We start from the raw sequence: 26,214 nt of genomic DNA on the forward strand, positions 1-26,214 counted from the left end.
ATATCGGTTACTAAAGAAACGAGACCTTTCCAGCAACCTGTCAATTTCATTCTATCCCAAATCCAATTCAGCCATTCTGGGGGTTCGCCTGGCGCAACTCTGAAGAAGAGATATCTTCCCGAAAGTCTTGTTCTGTAAGAACTTCCAGCAAACTCTCCCACCCTGCAGGTGGGGAAAGTTCCGATCCTGTCCGAAATTGACCAGCCGCATCCACTCGACCTGCCACCAGAAATCGCGTGCCGCACGCAAGAAAGGCATCCCGGGCAGCATCCAGCCCATAACTGCCTTTCTGATAGTACTTTGCGTCAATTAGCCGTACTGCAGTGTCCATTCCTAACACAAACTGCCAGCCGGGGAATAGCGTCACCTTTTCCAGAAACGTGGGGGCATCCGTCAGCCATAGTGGTGCCACCTGATGGAATTGTGCCTTCCGCTGCGAAATTATTTCTTGTGTCAGGGGTGGCTTGTCGACGTTGCGAATGCTCAGTTCAAAATGAACCACACGTCCGGTGCGAAGTTCGGCCAGCTTCGCCAGACGTAAGTGCCCGATATGTAAGGGGTTAAATGAGCCAGGGAAAAGAACCCCTGGCTCGATTTCCGGCCGCACCGTGGTGCGACCATCGACATGCACTAACTGCGGCAGTTGCACGTAAAATCATCCACTCAAAGCAATTCTGTGGGCACGAAAAACCACTTGAGGATTAGCCGACTTTGCTGGAAATGTTCACAAACGTATGCACGTGGGGGAGAACACGGAAGTTCCATACCATCCCTGGGCCTTCCAGACGCCAGAAACTCCAGGGTTGCTTGTTGTCGGTTTCGGTGCCTTCATGCCCTTCACCGTAAAAGGCAAGATGTACTTTTTCCATCCCACCGGTGGCCTTGATGATGTCAACAACTTCATTGCCATCCTGTTGACGGAATGGCGAGAGAATGGTTTTCAGCACCATGTCGACCAGTTCCTGCTGATCGTTGGAGAGTGCTTTATAGGCAATTCCAGGTCGGGTAGCGGCTTTCGGAGTCAAAATGACCGATTTTTCACCTTCGCCTGGAGTACCTTTGGTGATTAACGCCAGTTTGCGTTGTTTTTCATCCAGTGCATCGAAGACGCGTGCCACTTCTTTCGTTTGATATGCGAATACGTTACGATCGCTGTAACCGTTGGGGGTATGGCCGTAATAAATTGGCCCACCGAAAGCGGCACCTTCTTCAGAATCACCATCGCACCGAATCGTCAGGTGGTGACCGCTGAACAGAAAAGCGAATTTTTTGCCGCTTTCATCAACAAACAGGTCCGCACCGCAGTTTTCGAAGGTTTTGGAATTATCCCAGGTGCCTGCACGGGAAATCACGTGCATTGCCTTTTCATCTGCTGCAATTGCTTTGACAACCTTTAAAACGAGATCCTGCTGTGCTTTGGTGTAAACGGTGCCAATGGTTTTGTCGAGAGCACGGTTCGGATTCACCACCTTTCGCCGACGATCCATCCATGGTTTCACCACTGCTTTCTTCTGGGTGTCGTTCAGGCCGGCCATTAATTCTTTGACCAGGTCTTCCGCCACGGTATTCACCACGCGGGGCATGGGGCCGATTTCTGCACGGGCTGCTGTGGGTAACAACAAGTTACCTGCCAGACCCATTGCCACACCACCTAATGCGACGGTTCGAACGAAATCACGACGATCAACGCTGACGCATTCGGGACATGTTTCTTGAAAGGTGCGATCCATGTACATTCTCCAGTATTAAAGGTTGGATTTGCATTTTACCCCACATGGGGGCGATCCACGCAAACAAAATCTGAAAATTTTCATTTCATTCTCATGAATTTTTGATTGTTTGGGCTTTTCGCACCCACATAAAGTGGCGAAAATCGTCAATTTCGTGCCGGAATTATTCCTTGACGGGGAATTTTCCCACAATCAACTACCCCACGAAACGAATATCATGGTGGGTAAGTGAGTTTTTTCGGAACTTTCGGGAGTAGGACAGATGAATGCAAATCGAGATGTGCGGTATCCATTGGGCCTGCCCCCAGGGAGTGTCCGCGGTTTAATGTCGTTGCAGATCATGTTTTCCTTCTGGCTACTGCTGTTGCTGCCAGATACCAAGTCAATGCCAATCCCGCTGAATCTGTACTTTCTGCTGGGCCTGGTGATGGTATTTTTCGTGTCCCACGGAAAAAGTATTGATCACAGTGAAGAAGCGGGCAGTCCGCTGGGTTTACCCAAAGGGACCATTCGCGTCGTGATCGTATTGATTACTGGTGCCATAGTGGCTTACCTTGCACTGCAAATGCCAGAACGGTTTGGCCGGTTGACTCCCACCGGGTTGAAGCCCCGCGAATGGCAATATTACATGGGTGCGTTGTTTGGTGGCTTCTTTTTTGGCCATTTTCTACGCATTTTTCCATTCAAAAATGCAGCCGTTTTCCAGTCGTTTCAAGCCTGGCTGGCACTGCTGTCGATGTTCGCACTGGTTGTGGAACTGATTATTGATGTGTTCATCAACCCGACAATGCTGAATAAAATCGATACGGTGGCGGCCCATACCGCGTTAACAGCGATCGTGGCAGGGTATTTCGGTACCCGGTCGTGATTTCCTGGTAATTGCGGTCTGCTTCCCCTTGATTTTCATATTCCATCAGCCGAATTTTTCCCTGTCGCTAAAACGAACAATTGTACGTTGAACACAGGGAATTGTTTGTTTCATGCCACCTTCCATTGATTACCGCAGTGCGGGATTAGACTTAGATATTTACGAAAACACTATTGGCCGGATTGGCCAACTGGTCAAGCGTTCCCACACACCAGGAGTGCTTGGCAGTTTCGGTGGCTTTGCCTCCCTGTTTCAACTGGATATTCAGGCACTGGCAAAAGAAGGCTACCAGCACCCCATCCTGGTCACCTGCACCGATGGGGTGGGCACCAAGTTGAAAGTTGCCAGCATGCTGAACCGTTTCGATACCGTGGGGATCGATCTGGTAGCGATGTCGGTCAACGATGCCCTTTGCTACGGGGCGAAACCACTGGTGTTTCTGGACTATCTGGCGATGCCGAAAGACGACCCACTGCTGGCGGAACAATTAGTTGCCGGCATGGCCGAAGGGTGCGTGCAGGCGGGTTGTGCCCTGACGGGTGGCGAAACGGCCATTCTGCCGGACTTCTATGCCCCAGGCGATTTTGATACCGCAGGTTTTGTGGTTGCCGTGGTTGAAAAAAGCCACATTATTGATGGCAGCACTATCCAGAAGGGTGATGTGGTGCTGGGATTAGCTTCCACCGGCCTGCATTCGAATGGTTACAGTCTGGCTCGGAAAATTGCCTTTGACCATGCCCAACTTCCAGTGGATCAGTTTGTACCAGAACTGGATCAGACGATTGGCGATGCGTTGTTGACCCCCACGAAAATCTATGTGCAGGCAGTGCTGGATGTATTGGCAAAACATCGCCCGGCGGTTCATGGCATGGCCCACATTACCGGTGGGGGAATTGTGGATAACCTGCCACGGGTGCTGCATGCAGGCCATAAAGCAGTTGTTCGTCGTGGTAGCTGGCCAATGCCGCCAATTTTCACCTGGTTGCAGAACCATGGCAACGTGGCCGAAGCAGAAATGGATCGCGTCTTCAATTGTGGCATTGGCTACACCATGGTGGTAGCCGCCGATCTGGTGGCTGGGATTCAAGCCGTATTGCAACAGCACGAGATTCCCTCGTGGCCAATTGGTGAAATTGTTGCTGGTGATCCGATTGTCGAGTGGGCATAACATGTTTACCGGATTAGTGGAACAGTTAGGAACAGTGGTTCATACCCACCACGAACAGGTTGGATGCCGCATTCAGGTGCGGTCCACGTTTTCCCACGAAGTGACACTGGGTGAAAGCATTGCAGTCAACGGTGTCTGCCTTACTGCGGTATCAATCGAAGGGGAAGTAATCGCGTTTGATGTGGGACCGGAAACATTGTTACGCACCAACCTGGGTAGTTTGCAGCCAGGAAATCAGGTAAATCTGGAACGTTCATTACGTGTTGGCGACCGCATCGGTGGGCATTTTGTCCAGGGCCATATTGATCAGGTTGGCACCATCGTCCAGCGTCAACGCTCAGGAGACTGGGATGACATCTGGTTTGGAACCACGTCGGAAATGAGTTCATTACTCATCCCGAAAGGGAGTATAGCCATCGATGGCATCAGTCTCACCGTGGTATCGGTTCATGAGAGTCGCTTTAATGTGATGCTGATCCCCCACACTCAGGCGATTACGACACTGGGCTTCAAGCAGGTGGGAGACCTCGTAAACCTGGAGTTTGACATGCTGGCAAAGCACGTCGCGCGGCTACTGATGACAAATCCTTATCGCGCATAATCGAAGCATGCAACGGACTTATTTCAATGAATCATATTCACAGTTAGGTATTGAATAATATCATATGAGAGGTTCGAATGTCATTTGCAACAATATATTGCTATCCGAACACCACACTTGCTGATTATTTACCACATTACAAAAAAGTAAAGTCAAAGACACCCACACATGGCTACATGCTCTACTACGAGGGAAAAAATCATCTTGCTATCATGGGGAATTGTACTGTAATTCTCGACGATCTGCATCGTATTTTTACGACACGCCTGGAAGCACTTTACCAGGCTGCAACAATTTGGGAATACATGCTTTGTGAAAATAATGACTATGTTGATTTCTTCTCTGTAAGTAGAAAGTTCTGGGAAACATATGATGAAGAAACTCATGACGATCAACAACAATGGCGAGGAGATTACAACAAAGTAGCCCAACTGTTTTCTGTTGATGCAAGTAGAATTTCGAATTATTATCAAACTTGGGAAATCGATTGGACTAATCCTGATTATATTGAGAACCTCATAGAATATGGCAAAGCTTATCCGGACGATCAATGCTGTCGTGGACAGGTACACCAGCTAGTAGATTTTCTGAATGCACTTGGTTTGGGGTGGCCTGTACACAATTTAATGGAGTTGTAAGGATATTTTTCTTCAACAGTTTCATTTTAATACTGAAAATAGCTTTTGAAAGCTGTATTCTTTTCACACTCCTCCTGGAGAATGAATTGAGCGTGTCTCGACCCGCTAAAATCAAAGTGCTTGCGCTGGATCTGGAACGCACTCTGATCGACAATGCCATGAGTGGGCAACCACGGCCTGGGCTTGATGAGTTCCTGCATTTTTGTCATCAACAATTCGAGCGCGTGGCTATTTTCAGCACAGTCGAAGAAGCTGACGCTCGATCGGTTATTTCAGATTTGAAGATGGTTGGACAAGTACCATCGGAGTTGTTCGATCGCCTTGAATTCATCAATTGGGTCGGAGAATTTAAAGATTTGTCATTCGTAATCGATGCTGATCCCCAGGAAGTATTGCTGATCGATGACGATGAAGGCTGGATCAGGCCAGATCAACGAAGCCTGTGGCTTCCGATTAAGGCATGGGACGGTGGGGATGATTTTGAACTGAAGCAGGTACAGAAGAAACTTGAATCACTGCTCGCGAATCGTTAATGTAAGCTGTTACCAGAAAACAACTTAGAGCAATAAACGGTACGACAGTGGAGAATCATGATGACACTGAAGATCTGGACTATTCTGTTCGGGCTTTCTTACTTATTTCCAGTCACTGCCGACGACAAACCAATTCCCCCCACTACGGTAACGGAGCTTTTCGCCGACTTCGATCCTCGAAAAGATGCCCTTGAAGTAAAGGTCGTGCGGGAGTGGGAAAAAGAGAGGATTGTATACAGGTACGTCACGTTTCAAATTGGCATGTTCAAAGGTAAGTCTGCTCAAATGGCAGCATTTTACGCTTTTCCCAAGGGGACGAAGAAGACTGCTGCATTAATGCATCTACATGGTGGTGGTCAGCGGGCATTTCTGCATGAAGTCGAGTTTTACGCCAGGCGTGGTTACCCCTGTCTTTCGATTAATTGGGGTGGTCGGGAAATGGAAGGTGCGATGGCGGGAGATCCGAATACAGATTGGGGAGCTGTGGATCCTACCCAGCAGAATGTACCAGGATACTTCAACCTCAAGCCAGGCGACAAGTATCTGGATCCTTTTGATTCCCCCCGAAATAACAACTGGTATCTGCTGACACTTGGTGCCAGACGTGGTCTGACATTTTTAGAACAACAACCTGAAGTCGATGCCGAAAAACTTGGCGTCTACGGGCATTCGATGGGTGGCAATTTAACAGTATACGTTGCTGGCAGCGATAATCGCGTCAAGGCTGCGGCACCTTCGGTGGGTGGTTCTGGATTTCGAACTCAACCGTGGCCGCTGCTTCCAGAATACAAACCACAAACGCCGAATGGTGACGTCAAATTGTTTGATGCCACGATCGGATTTGAATCTTATGCCAGACAAATTACTGCCCCGCTGCTTTGGCTGGGTGCAACGAATGATTTTCACGGTATCATGGATGACACCTATCGTACAGGTGAACTGATCCCGCATCAAAAGGTACGGTATTCCTTCACACCACATATGAATCATCGATTCACTCCGGAATTTGCTGTCACGAGGCCGTTATGGTTCGACCAATATCTCAAAGGTGACTTTTCGTTTCCGAAGACACCTCAAACCAACTTAAACCTGGAAACGAGTGACCACATCCCACAATTCGAAGTCCGGCCGGATTCGTTGCAGGATGTTACTGAAGTTCATGTTTACTACTCTCTTGACCCTGATCCACGTGCAAGATTCTGGCGATCTGCAGAAGCAACGAAACTGGGAGACACGTGGACGAGTAAACTGCCTGTGATGAGTGTGGAACAACCACTATTTGCTTTCGCCAATGTGGTGTACAAGATACAAAAAGCCAACTCGGCACCACAAAGTCCGCCCACAGAACGATATGCGATCAGTTCCATGCTTCATCTGGCAGCACCGAAAACACTCGTAGCCAAATCAGTTTCTGCCACAGACAAAACCGATCCAATCATTGAAGATTTTCAACACGGGTGGGGAGATTGGTATCGATTATCTTCTGAAAACCCCCACCACTGGGAGTTTTCAACGAGGAAACTTTCTGACCCGAAGTGGCGTGGGAAAGCACACAACATGCTTACGATTGACGTCCAAACTGAAAAGCCAAACGAACTCGTGATTGTGCTGACGGAGAATTTTTTCCGGCAGTATCGTGGCAAGCAACGGGAATTGGTGGCAACGATTCAACTGAATGGTGGCAAGATCCCACAAACTGTTTCGTTGAAACCAACAGATTTTCGAGATAGTTCGGGCAAGAGGCTATCCAACTGGTCGAATATCGACTTACTGTCGTTCCGGGCGTATTACGACAAAGGGGAAAAACTGATCGGCAGTAAAAACTGGGCAGGCTCCAAGCCAGTTTTCAGGAAATTGTGGTGGCAGACCAGCAACAAATGATATCCCCACATCAATGCTGCACATGGGATCAAAACCACTTCATTCTCTCGAACTGGTCTAGCTGTTCTGGTGGGTCTTCGTGGTGTGGGGTGGGTTTGTTCTGTTATGACCCGGGTGGGGTTCAAATCCAGTCGGTTTGTCGGCGGTGTGGACGGTAATCTGATTGAATGGAATTTCGATCCCCAACTGATCGAATTTGTTCTTAATCCGACGCAACATTTCCCTTTTGACATTCCATTGCTGTACCGGGCGGGTTTTCATCACGAAACGAATGATCACCGCAGATTCAGCAAACTCTTCCACACCCAGCATTTCCATATCTTCGATGATCTTCGGGCCAAGGTCTGGGTCGTAACGTGCCTCTTCGGCAATTTTTTTCAGCACACTGATGATGTGATCGACATTCGCACTGTAAGAAATCGGAATATCGAACAACGCCCGCGACCAGCCGTGGGTAAGATTACTGACATTCGTAATCGAGCCATGTGGGATAAAATGCAGGACACCTTCCAGGTCTCGCAGCACGGTAATCCGCAGGGTAATTCGTTCTACCACTCCAGCAATCGAGCCAATTTTTATAATGTCGCCAATGCCATATTGATCTTCCAGCAGAATCATAAAGCCGGTGAAATAATCGCGGATCAGGTTTTGGGCACCGAAGGCAATCGCCAGACCCAGTACCGCTGCACCCCCCATCAGTGGAACAATCGGCACTCCTAAAGTATCCAGCAACACAATGCTGCCAGTAATCAGGATTACGGTAGTTGCAGTGTAGCGTACTACCCCCACCAGTGTCATCGCACGGTTTTCCCGTTCGGAAAAACTGCCACGCTGGTTGTGACGGGAAACAAACGTGACAATATAGCGGGTGCAGTATCGCACCAGGAACAACAATAGTAATGTAACCAGCAATACCCCCAGAACGCTGGGGCCTTTATCCATAATCCAACGAGTGATATTTCGCACGGTCAGTGGGTTCAACAGTTGATTCAGTTCTTTTTCTGCCTGTGCCACCTGAGCACGCTCTGTTGCCACTAACTGTGCGGCTAATTTTTGCTCCCCACGGGCAACTTCCAGTTCCTGACGCAATTTTGTCAGTCGCTCATTAATCTTCACCATCTCTTCACGAGATTTGGCAAGACGGGACTTGGCATCGTCAATCAACTGAAAGATTTTGGTGCGGGCATCCGGGTCCGCTGCTTCCGGCCCACGTAACTGTTCGGTGTGCTTGTTGATTGCCTCTTCTGCCTGAGAAATTTTCTGCTGTTCGGTATCCAGCAATCGTTGCTCCAAAGCCATATTTTCGCTGATGACTTTGATGCGGGCTTCCACGGCAGCTAATTTGCTTTCCGCAGTAGCCAATTCCTGCGATTCCATTTCGAGGCGCTTGCGGGCTTCAATCACCCTGTCGTCTTCTTCTGTATCACTTGCCACGGGTGCGGCAGTGTTGCTGGATTGCCCCAGGCTGGGCATCAGCGGATTGGTGGGTAATTTGGAAGCTGTGGTATTGGTGACCGGCTCTTTTGCTGGTGGGTCTTTTTTCGTCGGATTCTCTTTTTTTGGCACCACCGGTGGGGTTTTGCCTTCCAATTCATCCAGCATTTTCTGAGTGGTAGCAATTCGTTCGTTGAGTGCCTCCACTTTTTCCTGCATCACCTTGCGCTGTTCAATGGCTGTATTAAACCGTTCTTTCGCCAACTTCCAGTTTTCTTCAATCGATTTCAGTTCGGTGGTGGCAGCATTCAATTCTGCCACCATGTTTTCTTTGGTGTACTGTTCAATTTTTTTCTTTAAATCACTGTATTTCTGATCGAGTTGCTGAAAATCGCTTTCTGCCTTCCGATAATCGCTGGTAGGACTATCCAGATCTTTTTTGATTTTCGCAAGTTCTGCTTTGTCTTCCTGAAGCGAACGCCGACTGCTGGCAATTTTTTCCGCATCCGTTACCGGCCCTTTCGGTTGTGCCTGTAACTGTGTACCACTCTCCTGCACCCATTCGGTGGGGAAAATTACTCCTATGATCAACACAATGCTTGCAAAGAACATGATCAACACTCGACGTAGCAGATTCCTGGTGAACAACATTACCGTTTGGACCTCCCTGTCCGAAGTTATTTTAGGCAAAACAGAAAAAGTTGTCGGATTCGGTTGATACCCAACATTGGAGGTGCTGTCAACCACGAGACTGAGATGGCATCACACTTGATGAAGATTCACTCATATTTTGGCTGGTGTGTAATGAAATATACAGTATTTCAGCACAAATAAGTCGTCTATGGTTCAAATGGAAAAACCGTTCGGAAGGTGCCGATGAAAATGGAAAGTCAATACCGCGTGGGTATCAACTGGTTTTCTTTTCGAACTTGGCAAACTTCTTGCGGAAACGTTCGATCTGGCCGGTAGCGTCCACCAGTTTCATCTTACCCGTAAAGAACGGGTGGGATGCACTGGAAATATCAACACGGACCAGCGGATAAGTTTTGCCATCTTTCCACTCGATCGTCTGATCGGTTTTCACTGAAGATCGGGTCAGAACGCTGAACTCAGCGGCAGCGTCCAGAAACACCACTTCACGATACATCGGATGAATATCTTTTTTCATGGTGGCTCCAGATTATGCTTTCTTGGCGTATTTTGGGTTGGCTTTGCTTAACTTACGGATGGCTGCTTTGCTGCCTTTGGCGAACAGTTCCTTCGAACCATCTTCCAGATAGCGAACACCCACGCGGGTTGGCTTGTTGGTTGCTGGATCAATCAGCAACACATTGGAAATGCTGATTGGCATTTCCTTCGACAGTCGACCACCCTGGGGGCTTTGCTGCGATTTCCGCAGGTGGCGATAAACCAGATTCACCGTTTGCACGGTGATCTTGTTGTTTTTCCGGTCGATGCTCAATACCTGGCCGCGTTTGCCTTTATCGGCACCTGCAATCACTTCGACCAAATCGTTTACTTTAATGTGCATTGGAACTATCTCTCTTCCTGCCCCACCTGGGGATCAGGCCTACTTCGATTCTTTGTACAGCACGTGTTTCCGGACCTTGGGATCATACTTCCGCAATTCCAGGCGTGCCTTGGTGTTATTCCGATTCTTTTCCACAAAATAGCAGTGATCGCTTTCAGAGCTTTTCAGCTTGATATGAGCGCGCACATCTTTGGATTTCTTTGCCATTGATCATCCTCCAAGCCTATTAGCTTAGGTGTTGCCCACTGGAACGGAAAGTGGGTAATTCATAATTTTTAGCCCATTCCGACCGAAATATTTCCGTCTTTCGGCATTCAACTCTTGCAGCAGGTTGTTCCGTGGTGAAGTTGGCAACACGGTAACGTGAATTTACGGCAGTTCCACCGTCTGACCATCGTTTCTGATGCACATTCTTTGAAATGTTGTCAAATCGATGTTAAATCGGATCGGACGCAGGGAGCCATCGCACATAACCACATTCAACACCCCCACGTGGGAGGAACCAAATCGTGTGGGGCTTGTTATGTCGTTCGGGGTGCGAAAATCGCGGGCTGGTACTGCCACGGCAGTGCGATAAACTTCGTAATCTTCATTCCAGCCGGAATTCACAAACGGCTCGTTATCATCATACACCTGGCCAAACATCGCCAGATTCATCTGTTTTTCACCCACCAGCACCGTATTGGATGTCCCATCGGTGATATCGGCAAAACGATTCGGTTGATGATCTGTGCGTGCAATCACTCCATTCGTACCTGGCTCGAGGGTGCCCGCGTTACTGGCGTAATCTATGTTTGCAAAACTGCCATACATACGTGGTGCCCGTCGCGAGGGACAATAATACATGTTGATCGGTGTGCGATAGATCACATTAAAATCCACCGTCCTATGCAGATTGTCCTGTTCAATCATCGGTAAAATATGGTAGGCCCACGTCCAGTATTCGCGGTGGTCATCGTTGGCATAAGACAAATTAATCTCATGATTCCCACCATGGGGTAATCGCTGGTGCACATCATGAAAGTTGTGCATGGCAAGTCCCGTCTGTTTGAGATTGCCCGCACATTTCGCACGGTTGGCGGCTTCCCGCACCTTCTGAACAGCAGGCAGAAGCAATCCTATTAATATTGCAATGATGGCGATCACCACCAGGAGTTCGATTAGTGTAAAGGCATATCGATTTTTCATGGCTGAGTTCCTCCCATAACCATGCTAACGGATTCGCACGTGAAATGTTTGCAGAAAGTGTGCAGGCTAAACGCAGTGCGAAGCAAAATCACCCACGTGGGTGGTTATGAGTACATCACATTTGTACCACCGCTTAATATATATCCTTTTGGCAGCCCGCACTGATTGGCTTTTTGGGTGAAAATTGCCAAATGGCGGAAAAAAGTCGGAAAAAGTTGGTTCTGGTGGGGAAAAGGCAAAAAACCACTATTATATAACCAGAAGGTTATGCTTCACTTGCGACTTTGATGGATTGCTTCAAATATTGCGGGCAAAATGCCCACCAACTGATCAATTTCGTGGGTCTGATTGTAAAAGTGCGTCGAAATCCGAATCATCAGGCGGTCTGGACGTTCGATAATCGGCACTTCAATCCGGTGCTTCCAGATTGCCTCCCGCAACGGATTTGCGACCGCACGATCGGTCCATGGTAAATGAAAGCCAGTGAGTGACCCATGCATTTCCGGGTGAATCGGCGTGGCTGGTAGCAGCCCCAGCCCCGCAAAAGCAACACGTGTGTGCTGCACCAGGGCAGCAATTCGCTGGCGAATGCGGTCTCGACCAAGAGTTTCCTGAAATGCAATCGCCTGCGGGATGCACAGCCACGGCACGGGGTCGCGTGTGCCTTCAAATTCCAGATGACGAATATTCGGGGTGGACCCAAACTGGTCGCGGGCGTTGCGGTCGGCATTCGCATTTGCGGAAGTGCCAATCGGGTACTGATCGGGGTAATAGCCCCAGCTCACCTGCAGTGGCTCCAGTCGTTCGGCCATTCCGGGTGTGGCTGCCAGAAAACCAGCCCCACTGGGTGCCAGCAGCCATTTATGGCAATTGCCAGTGTAATAGTCCGCCCCCACGTGGGACACATTCAGGGGAATCATTGCAGGTGCGTGGGCACCATCCACGACAGAAATGATCCCACGTTCGCGGGCAGCGGCACACAATTGCTGTGCAGGCAGCACCATACCTGTTGGGGATAACACATGGCTGAAAAACAGCAGTCTTGTGTGGCGAGTCATCGCTTTGACAGCTGCATCCACAATTTCCTGTGGTTCCACCGGATGGTGCGGCAATGGGAACGTGCGGAAGGTCAACCCTTGTCGTCGTGCTGCACGCTGCCAGCACCAGTGCATCGCACCATATTCGTGGTCAGTCAGCAGGATTTCACCTGGGGAGGAAAGCCGCAGCCCACTGGCCACCAGATTGATGGCACAGGAAACATTGGAGGTGAATACCAGTTGAGCTGGGAATGTGCCCAGATAGTCGGCCAGGGCCGTTCGTGCCTCCCACAGAAGATCGGGTAATTGGCGAATAAAGAAATGCGTGGGCTCTGCAGCCAACTGGCGGCGCAGTTCCTGGCCACGTTCAAACACCGATCTTGGCAGCGGCCCAAATGATCCAGTGTTTAAATTAACGATGGTCGGGTCCTGGATCATCTGGGCGGTTGCAGCAGCCCAGGCACGATCGGAATTCGGATCAATAGCTGTTTCCATCCCGAAATTATAGCTAACTGTGGGACGGAAAAGGTAGCTCCCCCACCCACAGCTAGCGAAGGCGCTGAAGCCCTAGGTTTATTCATGATAAATGAGATCACTCTATGATGTAATCCAGTCAATATGGGCAGCAAATCGGTTCTGTAGGCACTGTGCTGTCAGGCTGTCCCGCAACTGGCTTGAAAGTCCCTTTCATCAATGTAAATGGCATATCTTTCTCCAGAGTGATGAAATTGGAAACACTCTGCCTACCAAACACGCATCCAAGACAGAAAGCGGACATCATCATCGGAATAATCTTAATTTTTTGCCAGAACATGTCGTATTGCCTAATTGGTAATGACATTCTCCGCCCAAAGAAAATCACTCAATTTGGCAAGAAAAATCGCTGCAACCGCTAAATTCGGATTCTATGTTACAACAGATTCGTTGATTTGTTGATACTGCATCATCAGCAAGTCAGGTTAAAGGCATCGCGATTTGTGGGGGAAAATGATGAAAACGGCACTCGTCGCCTGTTTCTCGTTGGTTGTTCTTGTTGGCATGAGCGGCTGCAGCAAAAACAAAGGAAAATTGGAAGGCACATCCTGGTCAAATTACGCAGGGACAGTGAAGGGACAACGAGTCCCCCATGGGGTGATTCGGCTGGAGTTTCGTACCGATGGCAGCATGGTGTACGATGTGATGGGGAATGTTTACACTGGTAAGTATTCGCTTGGAATGGGAGATAGTGTTACCTGGAACCTCAATCGGGCACTTGGTGGGCGGAAACGCCACGTAGAAAAGTGCCAAATCAGTGGGGACATGTTGACCGTTTCTGATTCGGATGGCACTTCACTCAGCTTCAAAAAGAACTAATCGGTTTTCTGCCCTCGTCACTTTCCTGCCTCTCGGGAAGAAACATTGGAGATTTTTTCTCCTTTCGCGTACAATCTTCATGTGGTTTTCACGGCAGGAAACATGAAGCTCGACAACACGGAAGTATTTCTGGGTTTTGGACCAACACGGTTATACCCTTCCACCTATCAGCCGCAGCTTGCCAGTCACCTGGGGAAAAAGGAAGAGGATTTCCTGCCTGCGGTGCGGGAAAATGCCCCCAAGGTGCCCGGCGTGTATGGGATGTTTGATCGCACCGGCAAACTGATCTACGTGGGCAAATCGAAGTGCCTGCGTGCCCGCCTGATGAGCTATTTTCGCAAGAAAACCCGCGACCCGAAAGCAGGCCGAATCTTACGCCACACCCGTCGCCTCGTGTGGGAGACGATCAGCGATGAATTTGGCTCTCTGGCACGGGAACTCGAACTGATTCAGCGGCACCGGCCACGATTCAATGTGATGGGTGTGACCGACCGCAAACGCTATTGTTACATTGTTGTTACAAACCACGCTGCCCCCACGCTGGCCGTTAAACGTGCCCCACAAGGGAATGAAAAAGCGATCTACGGCCCCTTCCGTGGGGCAGGATTCGCTAAAGTGGTGGTCAGGACCTTGAATCACTGGTACCACCTGCGGGATTGTTCTGCAACCGTCCCGACCCACTACGCCGAAGAACCGGAGCTGTTTCCGATTGTGCGAACGCCCCACTGTTTTCGCCATGAAATTGCTTCGTGCCTGGGGCCATGTGCGGCAGAATGCACCCAGGCAGAATATGCCAGTGCGATCAAAAAAGTGCGGTCGTTTCTGGATGGTCGCACCAAAGCACCGCTGGATCATTTGCAGCGGGAAATGGCACGTGCGTCCAAATTAATGCAATTTGAACGTGCGGCCCACCTGCGCGATCAGATGCAATCATTTGAATGGTTGAATAATCGTTTGAATTGGTTGCGGGATTCCAGACGTGAGAATACTTTCATTTATCCGGTCGAAAGTGCCACCGGCAGCACCACGTGGTATGTGATTCTCCGTGGCCAGATTATTGGCACGCTTGAAGCACCGGCAAACCGGAAACAACTGGCGATTGCCCGCGAACAGATCGACCAAAGCTTTGAAATTGCCACGAAGCTGCGTCCTGCACCTGGGGAAACAGATTTTGTGCTGCTGGTTTCCGCCTGGCTGACAAAATATCCAGCAGAGCGGGCGAAATGCATCCCACGGGAAATGTTGCATGGGAAAGCAAATCTGAAGTGATCAAAAACTGCTGACGAGTTCTCAGGTACTTCTCCCCACAATTCTCAATGGCAGTTTTTGCAGGAAGTGCTTGTAAACCCATTGATTCTCTGATAGCATCCTGAATATTTGAATGGAAGTTTTTCAATTCGAAAGTCACAAAAGGATAGCCCAGATGGCAAATAGCCCAGACAAATTACCCCATGTCCAGCTTTCATCAGAGTGGGTAACGTACTACGAGCAAAATGCCAGGGAATTGCGAGAAATCCCCTGGGAAACAGGTGCGGGTACGTCAGATGAAGAACTTGCCACTATTTCTGCATCTTTACGGGGATGGCAACTTGGCGAAACCTCCGACGGTTCCCATTTACTGGCAGCAGCGAAACATTACGCAATAACCATTAATGATCCTGAATTTATTGATGCGGTGCGATTGTTTATTGCTGAAGAACAACGCCATGGCGGGGATCTTGGTAAGTTTCTGGACCTGGCTGGCATCAAGCGAGCAGAATCGGATTGGGGTGACACATTATTTCGAAAAATTCGTTACGCTTTTCCACGCATGGAAGTGTGGGCAACTCCTGTAGTAATGGTTGAAACGCATGCAATGGTGTATTACAACGCGTTGAGGCGTGCGACGAAATCACCAGTCCTTCGGAGAATTTGCGAACAGATTCTTGCAGATGAGGTCGCACACATCCGCTTTCAGTGTGAACGACTTGCAATTCTGCACCGTCGCCGCTCCAAATTGCTTCTCCAACTGACAATGGTTTTCCACCGCATCGCCTTCACCGCGATCACAATCGCAGTGTGGGTTGGACATCGAAAAGTATTACGTGCTGGTGGATACAATTTTCATCGTTTTTGGCGTGCGGTCTGGGGGAAAATGCGCTTTGCCTGGAGATTGATGTCACCAGACCGATATCAGTGGGACAGACAATCAATTGGCCAGCACAGTATTTCCACTGCCGCGTTGACAAAATTCAGGCCATCCCACAAACAGATCGATTGAGAGCTGTACTTCAATGTTTTATTTCGTTTGATTCACGTTTGGTGCAGATCAGCACCGAGCCGGGCGAAGATCTAAATATGAATTAATTTTCATTTTTCAATTTTCTTGGGTTTCGGCAGGAACTCAACGAAGACACCCCCACCATGATCCTTGAGCGATTGAATACAAGCCGTTCTCATCGTGCGTAGTTTCGCTTGAAACTCTTTTTTGATCGCCAGATTGTCCAGTTCTTCTGGGTCTTTCTCCAGATCATAAAGTTCTTCGATACGATCTGGGTGGGCATAACGAGTGTATTTGAAATTTTCAACAAGAATTAAGAAATACCATGGGGTATCTTTGCCATACATACACTCTTCCCACTTCTTGCCTTTCAGTCGCTTCGCCATTTCGGTTGGCTCATAACGATTGTGGACATAGGTCATCATGGTTGGAACTTTGCTCCATTCCTTGAGCACCTGTTCCGATTCAGGATTCATAATGAGTGGAGTAATGTCCCTGCCTGGCATAAACTGCTGAGGCTCTGCTTTAGCCCATGAATGAAACGTACGAATGACATCCGGACCATTGATCGGAGCTTTACATACCTTACCTTTGGGAAATCGTTTCGGGTATGACACGATAAATGGAGATCGAATTGCGGTTTCGTAGGGATCGATTTTTCCTTTGAGGCCATGATCGCCCCAGGTGTAACCCTGATCGGAAGTGAACACAATGATGGTGTTATCCAGCTGACCTGTCTCTTCAAGCACCTTCATGATTCTGCCCACACCCTCATCAATCGCAGCAACAGCCTCATTTTGTTGTTTGACCCAGAAATCCAGTGATTTACGTTGGAAATAAGGTTTGCCATCATCTCCCTTTTTCCACTTACTGTCCTGAAAGTGGGCGGGCTTGCCCGGTCGAGGGCCCCATATATCTGCTGGAATGGAAGTTTCAGGCTTATCTTTCATTGTTCCCAAGTGCCGTTCAGCGGGCGTGTAAGGGCCATGGACACCACCATAACAGAGCCAGTAAAACCAGGGCTTATTGGGTGTTTTTGCCCGCTCTTTGATGAAAGTCTCCGTGTAATCGGTGTAGCGGTCCGTACTATAGCCTCCCAGTGGAACCGGCGCTGCACCGTTGATCATGACTTTCTGATCGTAATAGTACCCACCAGATTCCGGATCGGGATGGTCCCAGATCACCGACCAATCCCACGATGTGCCATGTTGATGAGCTTCTGCTCCTTTTTTACCAGCACCCCAGTGCCACTTACCAATCATTCCGGTGAAATAACCTTTCTCCCGAATTGTTGGGAACCAATAAAGGTTCCCATTCACGCTGGTGCCATCCTGATTGGAAGTGGCTGCAAATTGAAGTCGGCCCGTCAACGCAGTTGCTCGTGATGGCACGCATTTGGCGCCAATGTAAGCCTGGTCGAACCGGACGCCCTGTTTGGCAAGTCGGTCGATATTGGGTGTGTTGGCAAAGCTGTAACATCGGGGATAACAGCTAATCGTGCGAAAACTCTGGTCGTCAGTGAAAATGTAGAGAATGTTAGGAGCCCGTTCTTCCGCACCAGCAACGCTCAGCAGAAAATGAAAAACAACAAGGCATGAGAACAGTATGGAGAAGCGCATTAAGGTAGACTCTTGAAGATTCGTTTTGCTAAAACGAATGTCAGTTGTTGATGAAAAAGTTAAATGGCGATCATAACAGATTCAATGGAATAGCGGAAAAGAATTGTTCCAAGATGGATCGAGTTCCGCACGGACGGCGGCGTGCAGCAAAGGTAAATTGATTTCGTGGTGGCCGATCAGTTCGATCCCTTCGGCAGAAGGCCTGCTTAAGACATTCATGCGGGTGCGGTATTTCGCTTCTTTATCCATGTTGGCGGTAATCAGCCCACTGAGATCAGCCCCCAGGTTGGCTGCGACTGCCACCGCTTTCAGAAATACCTCCGGCATTACCACCGCACTGCCGATGTTCAGCCACAATCCTTCCTGCATCTGGTTCACAATGGCACAGATGATCCGAAAATCGGTCATACTGCCCAAACCAAGTGCCGCACCGTCAACGTGGGGGTGCATGTGCACGATATCGGTACCCAGTGCCACATGAATCGTACAAGGCACCCCAAGGCGGTAAGCTTGCCAGACCACACTGGCCTGTTTGTTGGGGCAATTATTCTCATCAATCCAGCGCCCCAGGGCATTTCCCAGCCCCACATCTGTGGTACAGGTTTTCACAGCACCAGCAAAAGCAGCAGCCGTTTCCATAGCCATGCCAAATTCGCCTTTCTTCAACTGTGGTGCCACATCTTCGCTGGTTTTTCCTGCAATCGCCAGTTCCACATCGTGAATTGCTGCAGAACCGTTCATTGCCAGCGATTTGATGATTCCCAGATCCATCCAGTCGATCAGATAGGGGGAACAACCCACTTTGATGACATGCCCACCAATTGCGGCAGCAGCCCAACGCTTGTCTCGCTGGCAGCGTAAAAGATGATCACGTAATTTCCGGAAAGACACCGCACCGAACTGGTGGGGGAGATTTTCGAAAAAAGGCTTCATTGCCTGATAAGACTGCTGCAATTTGCCCAAATCACCCAGATTCACTTTGCTGGGACGTTCTGCCAGTGGGAATGTTTTAATGGCATGCAGATCAATTGGTTTCAACGATTCCCCTCAGTCAGTTGGTGACACAATGAAATATGAGAGAAAAATGAAAATGTGGAGTTAATTGTTGTGAATCAATCCAAAATTACCCGGCTAGGATTCGAACCTAGACAAAGAGGACCAAAACCTCTTGTGCTACCGTTACACTACCGGGTAGTGGTACACAGATAGACGCACCAACTGGTCAAGTGGTTCGCTCTCTGTGTAATTAAGATAGCCAACCAGTGAAAAACTGGCAAGCCGGATTTCTAACGAAGATTATAAGACGCTGTTGATGGCGTCTGAAAGTGCCTGTTCGGACTGTAAACCCACCATCGACTTGACTGGTTGGTCGCTGCCTTTGAAAATCATGATCCGTGGGATCGTATTCACGGAGTATTGTGCCGCCACATCGGGATTTTCGTCGGTATTCAATTTACCCACTTTCACTTTACCTGCGAAACTAGCCGCAACTTTGTCGATAATTGGCGACAAAGCACGACATGGACCGCACCAAGGTGCCCAGAAGTCAACAACAACAGGCACATCACTGTTGACTACTTCTTCCGTCCATTTTCCTTCGGTAAATTCGTGAACATGTTCGTTCGCCATCTGTCTATCCTCGGTCAGGTGCGGGAAACTATTTCATCGGCGTTGACTTACCCACACATTTGTCGGTGCCGAATCGCTGGAACCGTTCTGGTTTCAGTTTTGGAGTACTTTCTTGTAGAAAGGATTCATCCTACCCTTGACGCGGGCATTTTCCAGCCCTAAAACTTAAAGACCAAGACGGCCCTATCGTCTAGCGGTTAGGACACAGCCCTTTCAAGGCTGCGACACGGGTTCGAGTCCCGTTAGGGTCATTGTGAAGCTCACGGTTTACCACCGTGGGCTTTTTTTTTGGCTGAAGTCACTTTTGGCTTTCATGTTTTTTTCATAGAGGACGCACCATGAGCAACATCCCTTGGTGGGGTTATGTCGTTTTTGCTGGACTTGCCTGGGGCACCTACGTTCCCATTATTTTTTACGGTGGTTCCGAATTCGGCGGCAAACCCAGCAGCAGAATGATGGCGATTCTGTGCGTGGGCATGGCCTACTTCGTAATGGCAGTGGTTTTTCCGATGGCCAGGTTCCTGAGTGGTGCCGATGAATGGCCGCCCATGAAAACCACCGGCCTGGTTTTCAGCTGTCTGGCTGGCATTGCGGGTGCCATTGGTGCAATCTGCGTGATTTTCGCCAGCAAAGCAGCAATGGCTGCTGGTGCCGAAGCACAGAAACTCAATCCCACGTTCAATCCGTCTTCCTATCGTCTGCTGATCGCCCCGATGATTTTTGGACTGGCACCAATTATTAACACGATTCTCAGTAGTGTGTGGCACCCAAAACCGGGCAATCCGTGGCACTTTGGCCTGGAAATGCCTAACTGGAAGATTCTTGCAGGGATTGTTATGGTGGCAGCCGGGGTATTTTTGGTTCTCTATGGGAAAGAACAGGCCGAAGATGCCAAGAAGCGTGCCAGTGCCCCCGCACCAAAACCACAGATTGCCGCCACCGAGCCTCCATCCGCACCCGCAAATGGGTAGTGTCGCAATTCTCACCAATTACTCATTAGTTTTTCTCATTTTTTAGAGCAATTTCATGAAACCGGAACGCTGGCGGGCAATTATTACCCACCAGGACAAAGGGGTGGGGCCGTTTCTCTGGCGAAATGCATTCTGGCTGGCTTCTCTTGGTTATGGAATCGGCATCCGCTACCGCAATCGCCAGTTTGATCGTGGCAGGAATGTTACCCGCGTGGGTGTGCCCGTGATCAGCGTGGGCAATTTAACGGTAGGTGGTACGGGTAAAACTCCGTGCGTCGAACTTGTTTGTCGGATTCTGACGGAAGCTGGCCTGACGACCACGATTCTGAGTAGAGGTTACGGAAACGAAACTGGTCGCAATGATGAGGCCCTGTTACTGGAAGAAAATCTGCCCGATGTGCCCCACCTACAGGGGAAAAATCGGGTGGAACTGGCCCAAACCGCCATTGAAGAGCTGGAAACCGAAGTCATTGTGCTGGATGATGGGATGCAGCACCGCAAACTGCACCGCGATTGCAATATTGTGTTGCTCGATACCACCGATGAAGGGATGGGCCACCTTTTCCCACGTGGGACGTTGCGGGAACCACTGTATCAGTTAAAGCGGGCATCGATCATCCTACTGACTCACTGCGATTCAGGGCACACAGAAACAATGTTTCAGAAGCTCGCAGAACAATATGCCCCCGGTGTGCCTGTTTTTCGCAGCACCCACCAACCAGTGGAACTGCTCAATGGCGAATCCTCTGAATCGCCTCAACTACTTTCTGGAAAAGAGGTTGCGGCGTTTTGTGGCATTGGCAACCCGGAAAGTTTCCGCACCACTTTGCAGCACCTGGGCTGTCAGGTGGTGCAATTTCGGGAATATCCAGACCACTATGCCTACCAGAAAACGGACATTTTTTCGCTGCAGGAGTGGGTAAAAAAATTACCACCGGATATGCCGGTGATTACCACACAGAAAGACTGGGTAAAAATCCGCCTGAACGGCATTTCCGGTCACCCACTGTACGCACTGCGCGTGGGGCTGGAAATTGACAACCTGCCCGAGTTTGAGGAAAAAGTATTGCAAGCAGCGTTGTAGAACACGCTAGAGCAGTCGCGTTCAAGGAATAACCATCAAATAATCTTTGAAGATCTCAAAGCAATATAGCCAACCTTTTATATAGAATCCTTGTACTCATTAATCCTTCCCACCTTCAGATTCTCGATGAATGCCTGAACAACTTGTATATTAATGAAACTTAACATTAAAGGAGTTTGCAGATGTCCAACCCCAGCAAATCACCAATTCCCAATTTATCAGTAACCGAAGAAACGCTGACCCAGGATGATGGTTCTGCCAAAAAAAACAGCGTTACGATCTTCGACCCACCCGTAGTGGAGGGGGAAGTGGGGGTGCTGGGGCCTTATCGCATCATCAAAGAACTTGGGCATGGTGGGATGGGGGCTGTTTACGCAACTCTCGATACGCGACTGGATCGAAAACTTGCTTTGAAAATAATGTTGCCGGAATACGCATCAAACAGTTCTGCAAAAGAGCGGTTTATTCGTGAAGCACGAGCAGCAGCAAAAATCAAGCATGATAACATTGTTACGATTTATGAAGCAGATGAAAGAAATGGCATCCCATACATAGCCATGGAATATCTTGAGGGATACCCGTTAGATGAGTACTTAAAGAAAAAAGGCTCCCCCAGCATTAAACAAATCATTCGCATTGCAGCTGAAACATTTGCCGGGCTAGGTGCTGCCCACAAACAAGGCTTGATCCATCGGGATATCAAACCAGGTAACCTGTGGCTGGAATCGCCTAACGCAAGGGTGAAAATCCTGGATTTTGGTTTGGCAAAACCAATGGACTCTGAAATTGAATTGACCAAAAGTGGTACTGTCGTAGGCACCCCAGCCTACATGAGTCCCGAGCAGGCACGTGCAGCAGAAATCGACCATCGATCCGACTTATTTAGCGTTGGAGTGATGTTGTACCGCTTAACCACTGGAAAATTGCCCTTTGCAGGTCCAAATACGATGGCGGTTCTGATGGCTTTGGCAACGGAAGAGCCCACACCAGTACGTGAAGTCAACCCAGATATCCCTGAATCACTGGCAAGTTTGATCCACCAGTTGCTGGCAAAAAATGCTGACAATCGACCAAAAGATGCAGCTGAAGCAATTGCCCGTCTGAAAGAAGCAGCTGACGAACTATCTGGGAAAGCCCGCCACACGAATCAGCCAATTGTTGAAGCAATTCCTGTTCAGATGACTCAAATGGTGGTGAGCAGCCCGGCGGCAAACCCATTTGCTGATATCGATGTTGATTTCGACAATAGTTCCCAAGCATCCTCCACACAAACAGAGCAGCAAGCCACCGAAACTACTGCAAGGCGTAAGGGAAAACAAAGTAGTAATTCTAAAGCGATTGGAATAGCGATCGGATCGATTGCTGCACTGATCGTCATGATAGTCGCTGTGGTAATGATCATCAACAACAAAGGGGGTTCGGATTCAAAAAATGCCGTTGATCGTAGTAAAGAACCAGTTCAAGAAAGAAAAATTCCCCAAAAAGCCCCCTCAAATATAGCACAGCCAATACTCACTGATCCCGAAGCGAAAGCAGCCTATTGGGTGTGTTCTCAAGGAGGCAGGGTTGTTGTTTCAACTGATCCCACACGTGAATACAGTGTCTTCGACGAAATTCCGAGAGGTAAGTTCTTGCTGACTAACGTACAACTTGACAACACGAAAATTACCGATGCAGATTTGCATAACCTACAGGGGCTGGATAATTTGCAAATGTTGTTTTTATCAAATACAGCATTGGGTGATGAGTGCTTAATTCATTTAAAAGAATTAAAAGGATTAAGATTTCTCAGTTTGGGTGGTACCAAGGTTACTAAACCAAAATCAGATTGAAAATCGGTGTTTACAGATTTGGTGAGTTATGTTAAGCTGGTCAGAATGTTCAACCTAGGCAAGTCGACCAACCTTTGGAGATCAAGGATGATCCGACCGAACACTACTAAATGGAATCAAACCACCGATGATTTGCGTCGCCTGGCTCTGGAATCCGAGCATCCTCGTACTCGGGAGCGGTTTATGGCTTTGTACCAAATTGCTCTTGGTCACACTAACGCAACTGCTTATGCCGCAGAAATTGGACGTTGCGACGATGTGTTGTTGAACTGGGTTCATAAATATAACAACCATGGACCTGACGCCTTGATTTATCGGCGTACTGGCGGCCGTGTCCCCCTTTTGTCCAGTCGCAGATAGAGCAGATCGTTGATGCCGTTCTGAAAAGCGATCCGGTAGATCACCAATTGCCAGGCCACGGATGGACGATCAGGAAGTTGTGCAACTGGATCGGTTGTCAATTCCAGCGGTATGTATCTCGGAATACCGTGCGGCGGATCCTGCAATTAGCGGGATTGAGCTGGAAGAAATGCAAGAAACTGTTCGGCAAAGGGGACCCTGAAAAGCGGGCCGAATACCTGAAACAGTTCGCGGATATGTACCAGCAAATGTGTCGCGGCGATATCGTGATCATTTATATTGATGAATCCCATTTTCATCGTGATATGGACTTGGGCTATACTTGGTGGCGCAAGGGAGAATCGGCTTGGCGAGTGAGTGATTGCCCTCCGCTGTCCGATCGCATCAACTGGTATGGTGCTTACAATTTCAGTGCTGGTGCATGTTTGATCTGGAACGAAGGCAAATGCAACAAGGAAAACACGGCTGAATTTTTGCACCGAGTGAACGATTGGGTAGAAAGACAAGGTCGACGTGTTGTGGTAATTTGGGATGGAGCACCTTGGCACAAGGCGAAGTTCGTTCGAACCAAAGCCAGCGAGTTGGACATCGAAATAGTAGTTTTGCCCAGTTATAGTCCCGATTTCAATCCCATTGAAGGGTTATGGAAATGGATGCGTGAAGAGGTCACGCAACATTGTTGTTTTGCAACCTTGCGTGACTTGTTCGACGCTTGCAAAGGATTCATCGATACATTGAATGAAACTCCGGATGAAATAATTAAAAGACTGTGGCCAAGATTTGAAGTCGATCCTCAAGCGGAAAAACTCCGATTTTCAATCTGATTTAGGTTTAATTCGGGATTGGCGAATTTGAAAGGATTGAACAATCTGAGAGAACTGGTGCTGGAAAATACAGCTATTGACGATACTGGCCTAACAAATTTGAAAGAATTTCCCCTTTTGGAACGACTCCATTTGGGTGGAACTAAGGTTTCGGGTGTAGGCTTTACTACCCTAAAAGATCTCCAACAACTTACATCACTCAGCTTGGCGAACACGAAAGTAAATGATGCAGGAATTGAACATTTGAAAGTATTTGAAAACTTAAACAATCTGGATCTCTCGGCAACGCTAGTGACCGATGCTGGTATGGTGCACTTAAAGGAGATCAAACAGCTAGGATTGTTATCGCTTGTAGGAACTCAAATAGGCAATGAAGGTTTGGCACATATCAAGAACTTGAAAAAGCTAAGTGTTCTGCATCTGTACGAAACAAAGATTACTGATGAAGGCTTATCCCATCTTGTAGACCTCAATTTAATATTGCTGGATCTCAACAATACAGCAGTAACGAATACAGGCCTCATCCAAATTTCCAAATTAGCTAGTCTGAACAATCTTGTGTTGTGTGGAACGAGAATTACCGATGATGGAATTGCTCAACTAAAGCCTTTGACACAATTAAGCACTCTGAATCTTTATAATGTATCCGGAGTAACGAATGCAGCAGGAGCACATCTCAAAGAAATGAAAAGTTTAAAATCTCTGAATTTGGATGATACCAAGTTTACCCAGAAGGAATTGATGAGTTGAAAAAAAAGTTACCCGATTGCAGGATTCAGTTTCGAGGTGCGATAATTGAATAGTTGAAATTATCAGTGAAACTGCCTTACTTCATCTCGTAAGACGGCAGTAACAGTGGGGGACCGCTCATGCGAGATACACCGCGTGCTGTGGGATCAAGTTCAAACTGCTTGCCGGGTGTTTCCTGAATCCCTGGAGTGGGGATGCGTGGCAGGCGGTCGTCGCTTTTCGGCATTGGCAACGTGCCTGTTCCAGGTGGTACGATATAGGCGCCAGGTGGAAGTCCAGCACCAATTGGCATCGAAGAGCCCTCACAGGCACAGTTCTCTGCGCTGACATACCCCCCGGGTGCTCCGTAGATTGGTTGTTGAAAGCTGGGTGCAGCGACTACTGGAGAAGCAGAATTTTTGCCACACAGACAATCCAGAATTGGCCGGGGTCTATTTCCACAGCAGCCGCTCAGGATTGCCATGATTCCACATGCCACGATGATCGTTTTAATCCGTCTCATAGGGACTTCCCTGATCGGCACGTGGCTAGTAAACACGTCCGATGGTGTCGCAGGATCCTTCCCAGAATGAGATTCCATTCAATTCATTATTAAATTGTGCACTTTGTTCTGAATGACACAACCCGGCAAGGAAAATAAAACACATTTGTTGCCGAAAGATGGCGAAAGTGTTCGGACTGGCGAAGAAGTTTGGCTTGCAGCGATTATGCTGCCTGAAAGGATCCTGCAGCATATACGGAAAATTCACCGATTTTTGAGCAAGCAGAGCAATTAATGACAGGATTGTAGTGGATACATGCGATTCCTGCTCCAATCGCTCACTTAGGCCGCTTGCGGCCGTAACCTATACGTTATGCTCAATCGCGGACCCGTTAAGCTGGCCGCAGGCCGGCTTATGACTGGCGTAACCAGGCAGCGGTGA

General features: G+C 48.6%; 27 protein-coding genes and 2 tRNA genes. 15 read left to right on the forward strand and 14 right to left on the reverse strand.

From position 1 onward, the window contains the following. Positions 1-67 precede the first annotated feature (67 nt). Complete coding sequence (locus R3B84_01115; protein ID MEZ6139146.1) at positions 68-649, reverse strand: hypothetical protein; 582 nt, start codon at positions 647-649, stop codon at positions 68-70. A 52-nt stretch (positions 650-701) separates the two neighbouring features. After that, positions 702-1,730: a DUF3500 domain-containing protein gene (locus R3B84_01120; protein ID MEZ6139147.1), complete on the reverse strand. Its 1,029-nt coding sequence runs from the start codon at positions 1,728-1,730 to the stop codon at positions 702-704. A 262-nt stretch (positions 1,731-1,992) separates the two neighbouring features. On the opposite strand from R3B84_01120, the gene R3B84_01125 reads away from it, so the two are divergent. The 6 genes from R3B84_01125 to R3B84_01150 all read left to right on the forward strand — a co-directional run bounded on the left by R3B84_01125 (position 1,993) and on the right by R3B84_01150 (position 7,419). Then, positions 1,993-2,598, forward strand: a complete 606-nt coding sequence (locus R3B84_01125) for a hypothetical protein (GenBank protein MEZ6139148.1) — start codon at positions 1,993-1,995, stop codon at positions 2,596-2,598. A gap of 112 nt (positions 2,599-2,710) precedes the next feature. Beyond that, complete coding sequence (gene purM, locus R3B84_01130) at positions 2,711-3,766, forward strand: phosphoribosylformylglycinamidine cyclo-ligase (protein MEZ6139149.1); 1,056 nt, start codon at positions 2,711-2,713, stop codon at positions 3,764-3,766. 1 nt (position 3,767) lies between these two features. Then, positions 3,768-4,367 (forward strand): riboflavin synthase, encoded by a 600-nt coding sequence (locus tag R3B84_01135; protein ID MEZ6139150.1) that lies wholly within the window; start codon positions 3,768-3,770, stop codon positions 4,365-4,367. Between the two features lie 77 nt (positions 4,368-4,444). Next, positions 4,445-5,005: a hypothetical protein gene (locus tag R3B84_01140; protein MEZ6139151.1), complete on the forward strand. Its 561-nt coding sequence runs from the start codon at positions 4,445-4,447 to the stop codon at positions 5,003-5,005. A 92-nt stretch (positions 5,006-5,097) separates the two neighbouring features. Next, entirely contained in the window at positions 5,098-5,538 is a 441-nt protein-coding gene (locus tag R3B84_01145; protein ID MEZ6139152.1) for an NIF family HAD-type phosphatase, read from the forward strand. Between the two features lie 57 nt (positions 5,539-5,595). Then, positions 5,596-7,419 (forward strand): acetylxylan esterase, encoded by a 1,824-nt coding sequence (locus R3B84_01150; protein MEZ6139153.1) that lies wholly within the window; start codon positions 5,596-5,598, stop codon positions 7,417-7,419. Between the two features lie 57 nt (positions 7,420-7,476). Here the strand turns inward: R3B84_01150 and R3B84_01155 are convergent, their stop codons facing one another. The 6 genes from R3B84_01155 to R3B84_01180 form a co-directional block, all read right to left on the reverse strand. Then, on the reverse strand, positions 7,477-9,465 hold the full coding sequence (locus R3B84_01155) for a mechanosensitive ion channel (GenBank protein ID MEZ6139154.1): 1,989 nt from the start codon (positions 9,463-9,465) through the stop codon (positions 7,477-7,479). A 295-nt stretch (positions 9,466-9,760) separates the two neighbouring features. Continuing rightward, entirely contained in the window at positions 9,761-10,021 is a 261-nt protein-coding gene (locus R3B84_01160) for a type B 50S ribosomal protein L31 (protein MEZ6139155.1), read from the reverse strand. A gap of 12 nt (positions 10,022-10,033) precedes the next feature. After that, positions 10,034-10,384, reverse strand: coding sequence for a 50S ribosomal protein L24 (gene rplX / locus R3B84_01165; GenBank protein MEZ6139156.1), 351 nt, complete (start codon positions 10,382-10,384; stop codon positions 10,034-10,036). 39 nt (positions 10,385-10,423) lie between these two features. Continuing rightward, entirely contained in the window at positions 10,424-10,591 is a 168-nt protein-coding gene (gene rpmG, locus R3B84_01170) for a 50S ribosomal protein L33 (GenBank protein ID MEZ6139157.1), read from the reverse strand. A 162-nt stretch (positions 10,592-10,753) separates the two neighbouring features. Further along, positions 10,754-11,572 (reverse strand): DUF1559 domain-containing protein, encoded by an 819-nt coding sequence (locus R3B84_01175; protein ID MEZ6139158.1) that lies wholly within the window; start codon positions 11,570-11,572, stop codon positions 10,754-10,756. 272 nt (positions 11,573-11,844) lie between these two features. Continuing rightward, the gene (locus R3B84_01180) at positions 11,845-13,104 is read right to left on the reverse strand and encodes an aminotransferase class V-fold PLP-dependent enzyme (GenBank protein MEZ6139159.1); all 1,260 of its coding nucleotides are present in this window, start codon (positions 13,102-13,104) and stop codon (positions 11,845-11,847) included. Positions 13,105-13,596: 492 nt separating this feature from the next. On the opposite strand from R3B84_01180, the gene R3B84_01185 reads away from it, so the two are divergent. From R3B84_01185 to R3B84_01195, 3 genes are all read left to right on the forward strand, one after another. Beyond that, positions 13,597-13,962: a hypothetical protein gene (locus R3B84_01185; protein ID MEZ6139160.1), complete on the forward strand. Its 366-nt coding sequence runs from the start codon at positions 13,597-13,599 to the stop codon at positions 13,960-13,962. A 102-nt stretch (positions 13,963-14,064) separates the two neighbouring features. Continuing rightward, positions 14,065-15,231, forward strand: coding sequence for a GIY-YIG nuclease family protein (locus R3B84_01190; protein MEZ6139161.1), 1,167 nt, complete (start codon positions 14,065-14,067; stop codon positions 15,229-15,231). Between the two features lie 154 nt (positions 15,232-15,385). Then, entirely contained in the window at positions 15,386-16,222 is an 837-nt protein-coding gene (locus R3B84_01195) for a ferritin-like domain-containing protein (protein MEZ6139162.1), read from the forward strand. Positions 16,223-16,311: 89 nt separating this feature from the next. Here the strand turns inward: R3B84_01195 and R3B84_01200 are convergent, their stop codons facing one another. From R3B84_01200 to trxA, 4 genes are all read right to left on the reverse strand, one after another. Beyond that, positions 16,312-17,841, reverse strand: a complete 1,530-nt coding sequence (locus tag R3B84_01200; protein MEZ6139163.1) for a sulfatase-like hydrolase/transferase — start codon at positions 17,839-17,841, stop codon at positions 16,312-16,314. 81 nt (positions 17,842-17,922) lie between these two features. Then, positions 17,923-18,879 carry a hypothetical protein gene (locus R3B84_01205; GenBank protein MEZ6139164.1) on the reverse strand — a complete coding sequence of 319 codons (957 nt, stop codon included), beginning with the start codon at positions 18,877-18,879 and terminating at the stop codon, positions 17,923-17,925. Positions 18,880-18,964: 85 nt separating this feature from the next. Next, a tRNA-Gln gene (locus tag R3B84_01210) sits at positions 18,965-19,035 on the reverse strand. Positions 19,036-19,137: 102 nt separating this feature from the next. Then, complete coding sequence (gene trxA, locus R3B84_01215; protein ID MEZ6139165.1) at positions 19,138-19,470, reverse strand: thioredoxin; 333 nt, start codon at positions 19,468-19,470, stop codon at positions 19,138-19,140. Positions 19,471-19,649: 179 nt separating this feature from the next. On the opposite strand from trxA, the gene R3B84_01220 reads away from it, so the two are divergent. From R3B84_01220 to R3B84_01235, 4 genes are all read left to right on the forward strand, one after another. Next, positions 19,650-19,721 (forward strand) — tRNA-Glu (locus R3B84_01220). Positions 19,722-19,808: 87 nt separating this feature from the next. Next, a complete protein-coding gene (locus tag R3B84_01225) occupies positions 19,809-20,441 on the forward strand; it encodes a hypothetical protein (GenBank protein ID MEZ6139166.1) in 633 nt (210 codons plus the stop codon). Positions 20,442-20,496: 55 nt separating this feature from the next. Beyond that, positions 20,497-21,525, forward strand: coding sequence for a tetraacyldisaccharide 4'-kinase (gene lpxK, locus R3B84_01230; GenBank protein ID MEZ6139167.1), 1,029 nt, complete (start codon positions 20,497-20,499; stop codon positions 21,523-21,525). Positions 21,526-21,707: 182 nt separating this feature from the next. Further along, complete coding sequence (locus tag R3B84_01235; GenBank protein ID MEZ6139168.1) at positions 21,708-23,357, forward strand: protein kinase; 1,650 nt, start codon at positions 21,708-21,710, stop codon at positions 23,355-23,357. 311 nt (positions 23,358-23,668) lie between these two features. Here R3B84_01235 and R3B84_01240 read toward each other — a convergent pair whose 3' ends face one another. Then, positions 23,669-23,818, reverse strand: a complete 150-nt coding sequence (locus tag R3B84_01240; protein ID MEZ6139169.1) for a hypothetical protein — start codon at positions 23,816-23,818, stop codon at positions 23,669-23,671. Here R3B84_01240 and R3B84_01245 point away from each other — a divergent pair. Both R3B84_01245 and R3B84_01250 read left to right on the forward strand, forming a co-directional pair. Continuing rightward, entirely contained in the window at positions 23,765-24,541 is a 777-nt protein-coding gene (locus tag R3B84_01245; GenBank protein ID MEZ6139170.1) for an IS630 family transposase, read from the forward strand. The genes R3B84_01240 and R3B84_01245 overlap by 54 nt on opposite strands. 27 nt (positions 24,542-24,568) lie before the next feature. Continuing rightward, a complete protein-coding gene (locus R3B84_01250; GenBank protein MEZ6139171.1) occupies positions 24,569-25,291 on the forward strand; it encodes a hypothetical protein in 723 nt (240 codons plus the stop codon). A 76-nt stretch (positions 25,292-25,367) separates the two neighbouring features. On the opposite strand, the gene R3B84_01255 is transcribed toward R3B84_01250, so the two are convergent. Continuing rightward, a complete protein-coding gene (locus tag R3B84_01255; GenBank protein ID MEZ6139172.1) occupies positions 25,368-25,793 on the reverse strand; it encodes a hypothetical protein in 426 nt (141 codons plus the stop codon). Positions 25,794-26,214 lie beyond the last annotated feature (421 nt).

The sequence above is a fragment of the Zavarzinella sp. genome (assembly GCA_041399155.1).
Taxonomy (GTDB): Bacteria; Planctomycetota; Planctomycetia; order Gemmatales; family Gemmataceae; genus JAWKTI01.